This window comes from Thalassotalea montiporae (assembly GCF_053485855.1).
In genome coordinates this window covers 308,278-323,424 of record NZ_JBQRUO010000001.1, presented here as the reverse complement: position 1 = coordinate 323,424, position 15,147 = coordinate 308,278, and the positions used below count along the sequence as shown (strand labels likewise).

10 protein-coding genes are annotated in these 15,147 nt (G+C 45.1%); 5 read left to right on the top strand and 5 right to left on the bottom strand.

Annotation, left to right across the window (positions count from 1 at the left end; all coding sequences use genetic code 11):
* Positions 1-9 precede the first annotated feature (9 nt).
* Positions 10-4,368 (top strand): LamG-like jellyroll fold domain-containing protein, encoded by a 4,359-nt coding sequence (locus ACSLUR_RS01395; protein ID WP_448551129.1) that lies wholly within the window; start codon positions 10-12, stop codon positions 4,366-4,368.
* A 283-nt stretch (positions 4,369-4,651) separates the two neighbouring features.
* On the opposite strand, the gene ACSLUR_RS01390 is transcribed toward ACSLUR_RS01395, so the two are convergent.
* From ACSLUR_RS01390 to ACSLUR_RS01370, 5 genes are all read right to left on the bottom strand, one after another.
* Entirely contained in the window at positions 4,652-4,828 is a 177-nt protein-coding gene (locus tag ACSLUR_RS01390) for a hypothetical protein (protein WP_448551127.1), read from the bottom strand.
* A 193-nt stretch (positions 4,829-5,021) separates the two neighbouring features.
* On the bottom strand, positions 5,022-5,612 hold the full coding sequence (locus ACSLUR_RS01385; protein WP_448551125.1) for a hypothetical protein: 591 nt from the start codon (positions 5,610-5,612) through the stop codon (positions 5,022-5,024).
* 429 nt (positions 5,613-6,041) lie between these two features.
* The gene (locus ACSLUR_RS01380) at positions 6,042-7,742 is read right to left on the bottom strand and encodes a sulfatase (protein ID WP_448551123.1); all 1,701 of its coding nucleotides are present in this window, start codon (positions 7,740-7,742) and stop codon (positions 6,042-6,044) included.
* Positions 7,743-7,987: 245 nt separating this feature from the next.
* Entirely contained in the window at positions 7,988-8,770 is a 783-nt protein-coding gene (agaR, locus tag ACSLUR_RS01375) for a transcriptional repressor AgaR (protein ID WP_448551121.1), read from the bottom strand.
* Positions 8,771-8,802: 32 nt separating this feature from the next.
* A complete protein-coding gene (locus tag ACSLUR_RS01370) occupies positions 8,803-10,131 on the bottom strand; it encodes a sugar MFS transporter (RefSeq protein WP_448551119.1) in 1,329 nt (442 codons plus the stop codon).
* Between the two features lie 299 nt (positions 10,132-10,430).
* On the opposite strand from ACSLUR_RS01370, the gene ACSLUR_RS01365 reads away from it, so the two are divergent.
* The 4 genes from ACSLUR_RS01365 to nagA are packed head-to-tail and all read left to right on the top strand — an operon-like array spanning position 10,431 to position 15,128.
* Positions 10,431-11,720, top strand: a complete 1,290-nt coding sequence (locus ACSLUR_RS01365; protein WP_448551117.1) for a D-tagatose-bisphosphate aldolase, class II, non-catalytic subunit — start codon at positions 10,431-10,433, stop codon at positions 11,718-11,720.
* Between the two features lie 43 nt (positions 11,721-11,763).
* Positions 11,764-12,885: an SIS domain-containing protein gene (locus ACSLUR_RS01360; protein ID WP_448551115.1), complete on the top strand. Its 1,122-nt coding sequence runs from the start codon at positions 11,764-11,766 to the stop codon at positions 12,883-12,885.
* A gap of 3 nt (positions 12,886-12,888) precedes the next feature.
* Positions 12,889-13,914, top strand: a complete 1,026-nt coding sequence (locus ACSLUR_RS01355; protein WP_448551113.1) for an ROK family protein — start codon at positions 12,889-12,891, stop codon at positions 13,912-13,914.
* Positions 13,911-15,128, top strand: a complete 1,218-nt coding sequence (gene nagA, locus ACSLUR_RS01350; protein WP_448551111.1) for an N-acetylglucosamine-6-phosphate deacetylase — start codon at positions 13,911-13,913, stop codon at positions 15,126-15,128. Before ACSLUR_RS01355 ends, nagA begins: the two co-directional genes overlap by 4 nt.
* Positions 15,129-15,147: the final 19 nt, after the last annotated feature.

The window sequence follows — 15,147 nt, the reverse complement described above, 5'->3', positions numbered from 1 at the left end:
GAGTTAGCCATGAAAAGAATTCAAAAAACAAAAGTGGCAACAGTGATCTCACTGCTACTGCTAACCCCATCCATCAGTTATGCCGACATTCTTGCCAATGAAGTAGTGCAACTGCCGCTAGATGAAAACACAGGCATACAAGCGACTGACACGAGTGGCAATAGTAATGATGCCACACTGCAAGGCAACGCAACTTGGTTTGCGGGAAAAAATGGTAGTGCACTATTATTCGATGGTGATGATAGTCATGCAGATCTAGCCAATGACCCTAATGGCCAACTATACAATTTACACAAACAAGATCATTCGATTGCCGCTTGGGTTAAGCCAACCGCTACTCTCGCTCATCGCAGTGGTATTATTACCCGTTGGGGCGTGCATCAAGGGTTATTTTACAACGCTGATCAAACCTTCACCTTTAAACATAGAATTGGTAGTAAAACGCTAAATTTAAATTCTAGCCAAGCTTATCCGGCAGGTGAGTTCTACCATATCCTAGTCACAATTGACGGTACCAATGGCGAGTTAACGCTATACATTAACGGTCAAGAAGACAGCAAGTTAACTTACGCACCAGCTCAATCAACACAGAACTTTTTCCGACCATGGCGTTTAGGTGTAAAAGATCCCAACGCCAGCAGTCCAGCCGCACGTGAAAACTTTGCTGGCTTAATAGATGAAGTTTATTTTTACGATGACGTCCTAAGCTCCACAGAAGCCAATGAATTGTGGCGACAACTGGGCGAGTTAAAGCCCCTAGTCTACTTAAAGCTCAATGACAATACAGGTTTAACTGCGACAGATAGTTCAGGCAATGACAACCACGCCGACTTATATGATGCCACATGGGTGTCGGGACGTAACGATGCAGGCTTAAGCTTTGACGGTGTTAATAGCTATGTTGATATCAATAATGTTGATAACTCAGCGCTTGACCTACTCCATGAAGACAACTACACCATCTCAGCTTGGGTACAGCCAACTGCAGCTTTGGGACACCGCAGCGGTGTGCTCACCCGCTGGGGAGTTCACCAAGGACTATTTTACAACGCAGATAAAACCTTCAACTTTAAGCATCGAACCGCGACGGGAACAAAACAAGTCACCACAAATGAAAGTTTTGAGCCGGGGCAGTTCTACCACATTACCGTCGCGGTTAATGGTAATGAAGGAAACTTAAGCATCTATGTCAACGGTCGTTTGGCAGGCAGCCGCGACTATGATCCTGGCGATCATTCTACCCAAGGCTTTTTCCGACCATGGCGCTTAGGGGTTAAGAATATTGATGCCAGCACGCCAGCAGCGCGCGAGAACTTTGCTGGTGTACTTGACGAAGTACAGTTTTTCCAAGGCGCAGCATCAAGCACCGAAGCTCTTGGCCTCTGGCAAAAACAGCTAGAGTACTGCACCTTAGGCGATGAAGCCGGCACTGGCACGGGCAATTCAACAGCGCTGCTGAGCAATAATGACTTTGTTTCATTTGAGCAAAATGATGTGCCTTATGAATGGCAAATTAACAAAGGAAAATTGGCAATGAATTCTGAGCGCGCCAAGCATGGCAGCAATGCTCTGGAGTGGCATTGGGTTGCTGGTGACAGTATTGATGTTAGCGATATTCAAAACCAAGGTTTAGACCCTTACGCCATTGATCGCACTAACTTCTATCAATCCACTTTCCGCCTTTGGCTATACAATGAAACACCACTTGAAAACGATACGATGCGCATCGAATTTTATGATGCGAATGACGAGCTACAATACTTTTATCCAATCAATTTAAACTTCACTGGTTGGCGTCCAGCAAGCGTAAAATATCGTACTGATATGTCAGGCAACAAAAATAGCCAAGATCTAACCACCATGAAGATCAAGGCACCTGCATCAACTTGTCGCGGTAAATTACTTATCGATTTAGTGGACTTCACGGCTCCTAAAACCTTAATCCAAGGGGGCGACTATCAAGTACCAATGGCAACAACAGGTTACAGAAATCATTGGACCGATATGCTGGTGTATGAAACTTACCAGAAAGGGCCTAGTGTTACCGCAAGCGATGCTCAAATCGCAGAATCAGTGCAAATGAAAGCCACCTACCGCGAGAAAGCGCTGGAGTCTGAACGTAGCCGAACATCCGGTATTACCTCGTTAGCCGATGCAATTGCTAAGTATGACGAGCTTGGTATTATCGTTGATGGCGACAAAGTCACTGCACAAGTACCTTTATTTGGGCCTCGCCATATCCACAAAGACTTTGGTATAAAAAGTGACGTGGTCGACAGCTACATCATGGTATTTGCGCGAGAATATCTAGATAACAACGACGAGCTTAGCAAAGAGTACTTCCTCAACCTTGTTCGCTATATGTTAGATCAAGGTTTCGCAGCAGGCTCTATGCTTGAAAACATGAGTCATATTGGTTACCACGCGCGCGGTATTAACAATGCCATATTGCTAATGGAAACACCGCTAAAAGAAGCTGGTTTGTGGCAGCAAGCTTTTGATGCGGTTGCTTGGTATAACACCTTAGAGCAAATATGGCAGCCAGTGTCCGATAACGACAGTAACGTTGACCACGCGCGCACGCGTGTCGGCTTTATTCTGGGTGTTATCTTACATATTGATGATCCAGATAAACGTATTCAGTACCTGAACGGCTATAAACAGCATCTAGAAACTTGGTTAACCTATTACAGTCGCGGCCAGAACGGCTTTAAACCGGATTATTCAGGCTTCCATCACAATACGCATTACCCCGGCTATGTCTATGGCGCTATTAATTCAATCACCAAGGCGGTCGACAACATTGCCAGTTCTAGCTTTGCAATCAGCCAAGATAAGCTCGATTTTCTGATAAAAGTGGTAAAAAGCTACAATGTTCAACATGCCAATCGAGACATGCCAATTTCATTATCTGGACGTAACCCATTCTCTGTGCCATCACTAGCAGGTAGCTTGCTTAACTTAGCCAATACCACTGGTGACACAAGCTTTTATCAAACTTACAATCGCTTATTCCTCGAAAATGAAACTACACAAGATGCAGGTAAAGAGCCTAACCCTTGGGGCTTCTGGCAGTTCAACTACCGACCTATGGGGGTTTATCGCGATAAAAACTGGGTAGCCAACTTTAAAGGCTTAAGCAAGTACTTTTGGGGTAGCGAAATTTATAAAGATGCCAACCGTTTTGGTCGTTATCAAAGTTACGGCAGCATCATTCTTAACTACCAGCTACCTGACGATGAACACAGTGGCACAGTCACCGTAAAAGGTTCAACTGGCTATACAGAGGCTGGCTGGGATTGGAATAAAATACCAGGGACAACGACTAAACACTTAGCGTGGGCAGATCTCGTCGCCGCCAAAGATCGACAAGATGAGTGGAACGATAAAGCATTTGCTGGTGCATTGCGTTTTGGCCAGCAAAATAATGCGTTATTGTATGTCGACCATGATATCGAAGGCCAGTGTGGCATATACGGCTTAGATTTCCAGCAACGTGCTGATTGGTCGCCAACTCACGATGGTAGCTTCACTTTTAAAAAATCAATGTTTGCCTGTGAAGGTATGATTATCGCGTTAGGCTCTGACATTAACAGTGATGACAGCCAGAACATCATTGCTACTAACCTATTCCAGCAAAGTTTGCTTGAATCACCACAAAACTTAGTGGAAAACGGTGCGGATATCAGTGGCAATAACTACAGTAAAACACTGACAGCAGAGCGGAACTGGTTAATCGATATGTATGGCACAGGTTACTATGTGAAATATGGTGGCGACCTCGAAGTTAGAATTCAAAACCAAGGTTCACCTAGCCAAAAGTATAATGATATTAATAACCTAAGTTTTGGTGACTTTGCTTCTGCGTGGATTAATCACGGTGAAGCACCGCTCAATGGCAAATACGAATACGCTATTTTGCCAAATAGCAGCAAAATGGACATGTTCCGCTTTGCCATGGAAATGCAAATGCAGCTTTCATATCGCGTATTACAGCAAGACAGCGATGCGCATATCGTCAGTTTTGGACGCAGCACCAAAGAAGGTTACGTCATATTTAACCCAAGCAATAGCCTCGCAGGCCGCTATGTTGCGGGAAGTGATACCCCTGTGCTGGTCATGGCTGAGCAACAAGGTACACAAATGGCGCTCAGCTTGAGTAACCCAGATCACAACTTTACTGGTAAAGCTCCGCGCTGGGGCGATAATCAGCCAATGTCGGTCACGGTGACACTGAAGGGGAAATGGTCACTTAACCAGCCAGTGACTGAGGTCACTAGCTTTGGCATTGTCGGCGAAAATACAGAGTTCACCATTACCACAACTGATGGTAAAGCCTATGATCTAAGCCTTAGCCAAGTCGAGTAGTGTTGGCACTATTCGCCAGAGCTTATTGAGCTTTTAATCAGGCTCAAAGTTAACGCCCGATAGTTTCATTAATATCGGGCGTTTTTTATTTATTTCTATCACCTATATTCGCTCTTCGCAAAAACTTAGCTTATCCGCATAAAGCTGCCACGGTATATGTAACAGGCTAGACCGATAGCAGGTTTTGGTTGAGAGCAAGTTTGGCTAACGTTGATTGAAGTGTTAGCTGCCAGAGACAGATAGTATGTAATTATCAAGTATCATGGATAGGCATTTAGGTATGTTATTCAGCATCAATTAAGCCAATAATTAGCCCAGTAAATAGCTCCAGTAAACAACTCCAATAAATAATCCAATACACCTGACAGCCGCGACTTAAACCTTGCTTAAAATATGCTGATTTCCCAGTGATACGCTTAATGAGCATCAGCTCATTGTTTAAGTAAAATTTCTTGCGCATATACCGAAAGTACTTATCTAAAAGCCTTGTCTAGGCGCAAGACGTTGTTTCAAATAAGACCAAAAGAAAAAGACATATCACCATAAGCGATATGCCTTTTAAGGGAGAACTGTTTTAGGCGCACGTAGCTGTTGTTAATTAACTATAGCGGCCAGTTGCTATTAAATTATTTCCCGCGCTTGATCGTTCTGAGCTATATTTGCGATCGGTGTTTTCGAACTAAAGCGAAACTCAGCAAGGCACTCACTAATAGCCAAATAGCATGTGGCAGTGGCACACTGGCAACTTGACTATCAAAACTAATTTGCTGTAAACCAAAGAAGCGATTAACGTTACCGCCACCATTAAAAAATTCGATTCGGCTGATACCTGAAAATGCCGAGAGATCAAAGCTCGCTAGACTAGCCGTAAGATCGTTGCCGGTAGCAAGCTCTGTGAGATTTTCATCAAAAATACGCCACGTCATTAAACTTGCTTCTGGACCAAAGCCGTTAAAATCAAACATTAAGTTATCGACTAAGCCATTAAAGTCGACTCGTAAAATCGAGTTAGTGGGAAGCAAAAAAGGTTGCGACGAATTAAACAAATAGCCGGGCCCTAACAAACTACTTTTAATAGGGTCGCCTGTAACACCCTCGCCAACTAGCGAAAAGCTGGTGTCCCCCACCGTGGCATAGTTGCCATCTGGCAGCGCATCAAAATCAATCAGCGTTGCCTGCACCGATAGCGGTAGTGCCAAGCATATTCCTAGCAACCAAGATTTATTCACTATATTTTTTATCATCGTCGTTTCCTGCTTATCATGTTGTTACTATTGGTAGTTTGATTATCTACACTTTGTTTTTATGACATCAGTTATCAGACAATAGGTTGCCGATAAATGCTGGGCAACTGCATGACTAATACCAATTGAAATAAATACTTAATCATTCAGCGAGAGTTAAAAGGCTCAGAGGCAAGGCATTGATTGCAGAGAATGGTTATTCCCTTGTCAAAATCAATAACGCTGCATATGAGACTTTTAAACTCGCCCTACGGGAGCGTGTCAGCGTCGCGATAACTGCGCCAAATTGATGAGATGTAGAATAACTATATCAACAAAAATTTGGCTTGTTCTCCCGCCGCTGACATCGCTCTGAATTGATCAATTATTTAATTCACTTGGTATAACTACATAAAAGCGATAAATTAAAATCTTTTACTAGAGCACGATCTAGTGTTGTGCAAACAAAGTCACGGTGCCTTGCGGCAGCTTCATCTCTTCATCTTTATCGGTAACGCGATTCACTGGCCACTGCACATCCATACTTTCCAACTCTTGTTTTAAGCGACTCGCAAGTTGCGCAAGTTTAACTGGATAACGCTGAGCTAAATTGTGCTGCTCGGTCAGATCGGTTGCCAGGTCATACAATAACCAAGTGCGGCTGTTATACAGATAAATCACTTTCCAATCGCCTAAACGCATCGCACTGTGTGGCTCGTAACCGGGACCATGCGGCCCCCACACATGTGGGTAGTGGAAAACAACCGGGCGCATCACTTGTTTATCGGTGGCTTGCCAGAATTGGCGGGTGTCCATGCCATCTAACGGATAGCCTTGCGGTAAATGTTGTTTTGCATCGGCAACCGCAACTAAGGTCGGAAATAAATCTTCAATCATTACTTGCTGATACGACATTTTATTAACCGCAATTGGCAGCGCTTGTTGCATCGCAGCTTGTTGATCTGGCTTGGCCCAAGCAACTATATAAGGTACGCGAGTTCCCCCTTCATAAGCAGAGCCTTTCCCTGAATGTAGTGGCCAGTTATGACTATTAAGCTCAGTGCCACGCGGTGTTGTTTGGCGGCTATGGCCAGATAAACCACCATTATCTGAGGTAAACACCACTAAGGTATTTTCAGCGATACCTAACGTCTCTAAATGCTGAAGCACGCCACCAACACTGTCATCCATACCTTCTACTAATGACGCATAATTCTCTTCCACTTCAGGGATATCAATATCAGTACCTTCATAGGTTCTATTTTGATAGTGCTTGACCAGACGCTGGTGTGCTTCAATCGGTGTATGGACCGCGTAGTAGGCCATATTTAAGAAGAAAGGTTTGCCCGTTTGTTGCGCTTTGGAAATTTCTTGCTTGGCTTTCTCAGTTAGTACATCAGTGAGATGCACTTTTTGTTGATGGTACTCTGCTAGGCCCGGTACCCCTTGTGGCAAGCCTTCTGCCCCTTCCATGCCATTGCCAAAATTCTTCTCGCCCCAATAGGAGGCAGGCGCACCTGCGGCATGGCCAGCAATATTTACATCAAAGCCTAAATTTTTTGGTTCGGCTCCTTGAGTACCGTAAGCGCCAAAATGTGCTTTGCCGACATGAATCGTGTGATAACCCGCCTGCTGTAGTGTTTTCGCTAGTGTCACATCGTTTGGCTGTAAACCTTCGGTGCGCCAATCGCGAGGCGCAGCGTTTGGCCCCCAACTGCCGGAATGATCAATATCTGGTAATTTCGTCCAGTTACTAACATGGTGACGGGTCGGATTTTGCCCGGTCATTAATGACACGCGACTGGGTGAGCACACAGCATGCGAATAGGCTTGAGTAAACTTCACCCCTTTTGCCGCCAGCGCTTCCATATTGGGTGTTCGAAAATGCTGGTTCGCAGGCGTTGGCTGGGCAGTAAAAGCCAATGACGTATCTTGCCAGCCCATATCATCCACTAAAAACAGTACGATATTAGGTTGCTCGCTTGCCTGCTTTACTAGCTGAGAGTTTGGCTGCGATTGCTGGCTATCTGACGTGGTTGCCAAAGCTTGCGTTTGACCAGCTAGCAAGCCAATGGCGAGGCTGGCGAAAGCAGCAGTTAATCTGCTGACAGTGAAACGCTTAGCGTGAGTAACTCTATGTGTTTTTATCATTATTATCCCATTCCTAACGCTAGTGATGCTTATCCGCCGTTCATTGACTGACTATTGTCAGCTGGCAAACAAACGGCGTCGCATATAAAACCAAAGGTATGAATTCAGCTTATCATACAAGGTGAAAAATAACAGTGCTAAAAACCAAAAGGGTTTACACTGAGCCACTAAGCTTTCAAGACCAAGCTTTCACTACCAAGTATTCGCTAAAGCTAGCGCGAACATTAAAGAAATCAGTAAGTAACTTAGTCGGCTTCCACTAATTCAAGTCGAATACCGGCATCAATCAATGCTTGCTGATACGCTTGTGGTAACTTGCTATCGGTAATTAGCACATCAATATCCGCAACATCACAAATAATATGCAGCCCCTGCTTACTAAACTTAGACGAGTCAGCAACCGCAATAATTTCCACATTAGCTTGGCACATCACGCGATTTAAATGGGCTTCTGGTTCAAAATGTGTGGTAATGCCAGTCGCAACATCAAAGCCATCAACACCGAGAAATAACTTATTAAAGCGATAACTGCTTAAACTAGCTTCCGCTTGACGTCCATAAAACGACAGAGATTTCTTTCTAAGTTGCCCGCCCGTTACCATAACCTCTGACGACGGATGCTTAGCTAACTCAGAGGCGATATTGAGGCCATTGGTCATCACCACTAAGTTTTCCTTGGCAAACAGTGCTTTGGCAACTTCCAAAGTGGTGGTACCGGAATCAATAATTAGGTTATCACCATGTTCAACAAACTGCGCAGCACGTTCCCCAATCGCCTCTTTAATGGCATGATTTTGCTGCTTTTTCTCACCAATTGATAATTCTTGTGAAAGTGCTTTCGTGATCCGCTCACTGGCCACAGCACCGCCGTGCGAACGCACCAATAGCCCTTTCTTATCCAAATAATTGAGATCGGTGCGAATGGTAACGGTCGACACCGCAAATTGCGCAGCTAAGGCCGGTACTTCGACTCGGCCATCTGCTTGCAACAGGCTTAAAATACTTTGTCTACGCTCTAGAGTTGACATTACAGCTCTCAGATATTGCTAACTGGCGACGATTATACATGTTTTGCAATCGCTTTTGATTTTGACCAGCGCGCAATTTTATGACCATAAACCGCATACCAGAGTATCACCAGATAACAAGGTAACATGATCCAATACGAACTTTGTGAGTTACCACTCGACTCCACCAAAGCGCCATACACCATCGGCATAATGGCACCACCCGAGATACTCATGATCAATAGCGCTGAACCTATGCTTGTCAGTTTACCTAAGCCATCAAGCGCCATCGGCCAAATCGCTGGCCAAACTAGAGCATTGGCTAAGCCAAGTGCCGCAACATAAAGCACCACATTAGGCAATGCCGTTATTCCCGTCCACGCCAATAAGCTGTTCCATACGCTATAGCTAGTTGTGTCGGCACTTAATAGTAAAGTCGTTAACACTAAACCAAGTAACGCGGAAGCCACCAAGGCATTTTCCTGCGAAATAACTCGCGGGATACAAATCATACCCAGCACATAGCCTAGCATCATAAAGGCCATAGTATAGGCGGTCAGTTGGCCAAAATTCGCTACGCCCATTTCTTTACCAAACAAGCCAATGGTGTCACCAGCAACCACTTCAACACCGACATAGAAAAATAGCGCGAAGACGCCAAAAATCAGTTTTGGATGACCCAGAATCGCCCAGCTATCCTGTGCTTCATCATCACTATCGCTTTCTGCTTCCAGTTCAGGTAACGGCGAAAACTTGATCAACGCCGCCAATGCTGACAAGACAATCGCCATAATGATATATGGCATGACCAGACGTGACGATAACTCAGATAATGCTCGCGCTTTCGCCTCTGGGCTTAAGGTGGCTAAATACGCTTCACTAAATTGTGACATATCGCTAAGTACTAGTGCCGTGAATACCAGTGGTGCTAGAAAGCCTGCGCCTTTATTGAGAAAGCCCATAATACTGATGCGCATCGCCGCTTTGTCTTTATCCCCCAATAAAACAATGTAAGGGTTAGCTGCGGTTTGCAAAATGGTTAAGCCAGAAGCGAGCACAAATAGGGCAACTAAGAAGATACTGTAAGTACGAAACTCTGCTGCAGGAATAAAAATAAGCGCGCCGACCGCCATTAATAATAATCCCAGCATCATGCCATTTTTATAGCCAGTTCGCTTGAGAATAGCCGCCATGGGTAAGGCAAACACGGTATAGGCAATATAGAAGGCCATGGTCACCAAGTAGGCTTCCATATGGTTTAATTCACAGGCGATTTGCAAGAAGGGAATTAACGAGCCATTTAACCAAGTCACAAAACCAAATATAAAAAATAACCCGCCAATGATGGCGATCGGTAAGGTATTAGACACTTTTGTTGGCATTATTTTCGTCTCCCTCTTCCATTTATTAACAATCGTTCATTAACAGTCGTTTTTGAACAATAATGAACAGCTAACTTTCATTTGCTTTCATAAACTGTATTCATATCTCGAAATAATTGCAAGCATCCATTAAAAATTCCTTTCACTTGCCATTTATGATGCAAAACCTTAATGAACGCTTATCAAAGAAACATTAAGAAAGTCACAAAAAATACAAATGAAAGATATTGAAAGTTTCATTTTCACTGTTAAGATAAGATCAAAATGTAATCAACACTCACTGCCAATCGAGAAAAAAGATGCCTGATATCCGCGATATAGTTTCCGCTAACCGCAATGGCCAAGCCTGCGGTATTTACTCTGTTTGCTCTGCCCATCCTATGGTCATTGAAGCTGCAATCGAACAAGCCAAGCAAGACAATACACCGCTGCTGATTGAAGCAACCGCTAATCAGGTAAATCAATTTGGTGGTTACACAGGTATGTTACCCGCTGACTTTATGGCATTTGTTGGTGCCATTGCCGATAAGCTTGATTATCCACGTGAGCAGTTAATTTTAGGTGGCGATCATCTTGGCCCTGTTTGTTGGGTTAATGAACCCGCCGAACAGGCGATGAACAAAGCAGATGCGTTAATTGCCAGCTATGTCGCTGCTGGTTTTAAGAAAATTCACTTAGATACCAGTATGCCATGCGCAGATGACCCTACTAACCTACCCGATGTAACCGTCGCACTGCGCGCCGCCCGCCTCTGTGCCATTGCCGAGCAAACCGCAATTAAAACGTTTGGCGACACAGATTTAGTCTATATTGTCGGCACTGAAGTACCTCCGCCGGGTGGCGCCACTGAAGAAATTGATGAATTAGCGCTAACCCCAGTAAGCCGGGTTAAACAAACCTATCAGCTACATCAGCAAGCATTTGAACAAGCGGGACTTAGCCAAGCGTGGCAGCGTGTCGTTGGCTTAGTAGTGCAGCCGGGGGTTGAGTTTGATCACACCAGTTTAATTGACTATCAATCCGATAAAGCGCAGGCGCTTAAAGCCTGCGTACAAGAGCTACCGCAAGTGGTCTATGAAGCGCATTCCACCGACTATCAAAACGATCAAGCCTATATCGATCTTGTGAAAGATCATTTCGCTATTTTAAAAGTAGGCCCGCAATTAACTTTTGCGCTGCGCGAAGCCTTATTTGCGCTTAGTTATATAGAAGAGCAGCTTGTCGCCAATGAGCAGCGCTCCTATCTGCGCGATATTTGTGAGCAGGAAATGCTAGAAATGCCCACCAACTGGCAACGCTTCTACCCAGTACCTGCGAGTAAAGGAGAATTGTATCGTCGCTATAGTTACAGTGATCGTATTCGCTACTATTGGCCTAACGAGCGCATTCAAGCGGCAACCGAAACCTTGCTAAGCAACTTAGCGAAAATCGATATTCCACTGCCGCTGATCAGCCAGTTTCTGCCAGAGCAATACCGCGCAATTCGCAATGGCCAATTAACCGCTGACCCTCATGCTTTAGTCAAAGCTAAGATCAAGCAAGTAACCAATAGCTACGCCAATGCCTGTTATGGCCAAGTTGCCAGCTAATCGCAGACGAAAAAGTACCAACGAATTAAATTTAGGAAAGCCAATGAGCACTTACTTAACCTACAGTGAAGAATTTCTTAAAGCCAACAATGGTTATTGGACAGCAAAAGAAATTGAGCAACAGCCAGCAATTTGGCGTCAAGCTGCAGCCAATGTCAACCTTCAGCGCGAGCAATTAAATAACTGGCTTGAGCCGATATTAGCCCAGCCGAAACTGCGCATTATTTTAACTGGTGCTGGTACCTCAGCTTATGTTGGCGAAAGCATAGCACCACATTTAACGCAGCATACCGGCCAAGTATTTGAAGCAATCAGCACCACAGATTTGGTTGCCTGCCCGACTCAGTATTTACTCAAGCAATCCCCCACGTTAGTGATCTCATATGGTCGCTCTGGCAATAGCCCAGAAAGCGTTGCCGCGATAGAGCTTGCCAACCAAGTGGTCGACCAATGTTATCACTTGGTACTCACCTGTAATCCAGAAGGCGCATTAGCGGTAAATGCCGAGCAAAATTCAAATGCATTTTCGCTGTTGATGCCAGCAGGTACCTTAGATCAAAGTTTTGCCATGACCAGTAGTTTTACTTCTATGTTGGTTAGTACCTTAGCGATTTTCACACCCGATCAATTACAGTTGGAAGCCGCAGCAAAATGGAGCGAAACCTTACTAGAACACGGCATTAGTAGTTTAAAGCAAGCCGCCGAGCGTTCGTGCCAACGCTTAGTCTTCCTCGGCTCAGGTGGCTTACAAGGGATCGCCCGCGAAGCCGCATTAAAATGTTTAGAATTGACGGCAGGTCAAACCCTAAGTTATTGCGAGAGTCCAATGGGTTTTCGTCACGGACCAAAATCGTTAATGGACGCAACCACCGAAGTGATCTTACTCACTTCAAGCGATGCTTATACCCAGCAATACGATGAAGATTTATTGGCAGAGCTGATTCGCGACGATCAAGCTTTAGCCATTACCGCACTGGACAATACCAGCTTTGGCAGCAATGACAAATTGCAGGATGTTTGGGCGGGTTTACCTTATATTGTCTATTGCCAGATACTGGCCTTTTTCAAATCAATTAATGCTAAACTAACGCCAGATAACCCTTGCCCAACTGGTGAAGTCAACCGCGTGGTTCAAGGGGTAACCATTTATTCGTTAGAGCAGTAAGCCATGAAGCCTGCAGTTAATGCAGCTGTCACTACGGCAGCCAGATCACAATCTAGCTTAGCACAATCCAGCTCAGCACAATCCAGCCCAGCGCAATACTGCTACGGGCTGGATATTGGTGGCACAAAAATAGAAATTGCCGTATTCGATAACCAGCTGAATTTAGTCGACAGCTGGCGTACACCAACCCCAACAGACAACTACCAAGCATTTATTGCCACAGTTGCTGGCCTAGTGCAGCAAGCTGAGCAAAAATTTGGTGCCACTAACACTATTGGCATTGGTATGCCGGGCATTATCGATTCACAAGGACGGGTAAAATCCGCCAATATCCCTTGCGCAACGGGTCAACAACTTGCGCAAGACTTACAACAAGCATTGGCGCAACCAATACACATTGCTAATGATTGCCATTTATTTGCGCTCTCTGAAGCCAACGGTGGTGCGGGCGATGGCAAAATGAATGTTTACGGTGCCATAATCGGTACGGGTGCTGCGGGCGGATTCTGTATTAATGGTCAACTGGCTAAAAGTCGCCAAAATATTATTGGTGAATATGGCCATATTGCCGCGTCGGCCAGCGTGATTAATCAATATCAATTACCAATCAACGCCTGTGGTTGTGGCCTAAAAGGCTGCTACGAAACTTATATTGCCGGCCCTGGTTTAGCTAAGCTTTACCAGCATTTTGGTGCCGACCAAGCCGATACCAAGGTCTTTGTTGAACAGCTGAAGGCTGGTGACCCCGTCGCCAAACAAACCTTTGACTGTTATATGGATCTACTCGGCGCTGCCTTTGCAAGCCTAGTGTTAAGTTATGATCCCGATGTTATTGTTGTTGGTGGAGGCTTATCAAAAATTACCGCGATTATTGAAGCGCTACCAGCCGCTATTGCCAAACACCTGTTTGCCGGTGTTGAAGTGCCACCAGTACAAGCAGCGAAATTCGGTGATTCCAGTGGCGTGCGCGGCGCCGCAATTCTGGGAACACAATTGACTAAGAATGACGTAAATGGAGAGCGTTTGTGAACTTACCGCTAGATACACAAAAAAATCAGCCACTACCGGCTCGCTTCTACCTTACCGCTAAGCAAATTTTTACTGAGCAGCAAGTACTTGAACATGCCTATGTGTTAATCGAGCAAGGGCAAATCGTCGCTATCGAGCAAAGCCCAAGTGCAGATTTACCGGTTCTCGATTTAGGCGATAATAGTGTCTTACCCGGCTTTCTTGATCTCCATATTCACGGCCGTGAAGGTTGTGACATTATGGACGCTAAACTCGAGTCAATTGAAACCATTTCACGCTCATTGGCTAAGCATGGTGTCGTCGGCTTTTTAGGTACCACAGTGACCTCTACGTGGCAAAATACGCTCGACGCATTTCGTTGTGTTGGCGAGGCTTATCATCAACAGCCCAGCGGTGCACAAGTGTTAGGAGCCTACAACGAAGGTTTGTTCTTTACCAAAGATCATAAAGGCGCCCACGACGAGCAATACTTTTTGCCACTTACCAAAGACAATATCGATGCCATTATCGATGCCGCACAAGGCTCATTAAAAGTTGTAGCACTAGCACCGGAATTAGAAAATTCTGAACACATTATTCCCTACCTAAAAAGCAAAGGGATTCGCACTATGCTTGGCCATACCTCGGCGAACTATCAGCAAACCTGCGATGCCTTGCATGCGGGTGCCTGTGGTGGGGTACATGTGTTTAATGGCATGAAAGGTATTCATCATCGCGACCCCGGTTGTGCTGGTGCAGTGCTACTTGAACAAGATGCCTATGTCGAAGTGATCGCCGATGGCATTCATCTGCACCCTGCGATTTTGCAACTGATCTATCGCTTAAAAGGCGCAGAGAAAATGGGCTTGATCAGTGATTGTATTGTTGCTGGTGGGCTTAACGATGGTCAATATCGCCTTGGGATGTTGGATGTATTTGTTAACGAAGGTATTGCTCGCACAGACACAGGTTCCCTTGCCGGCAGCACTTTAACCTTAGAGCAAGCAGTCGCTAATTTGATCAAGCTTGCAGATATTCCAGCGCTTGATGCCGTCCATACCGCCAGCTTACGACCTGCCGAATTTCTTGGCATCGACGATCAGTTAGGCAGCATTAAAGTAGGTAAACGCGCCTGTTTTGCCATTGTTGACGACAATTATGATGTGCAAGCAACCGTGATTGATGGCCAACTAGTTTACGGCGCACCTACCCTATCACTAACAGAGCCTGCATAAGCGCTGCACTTTTCAGCTA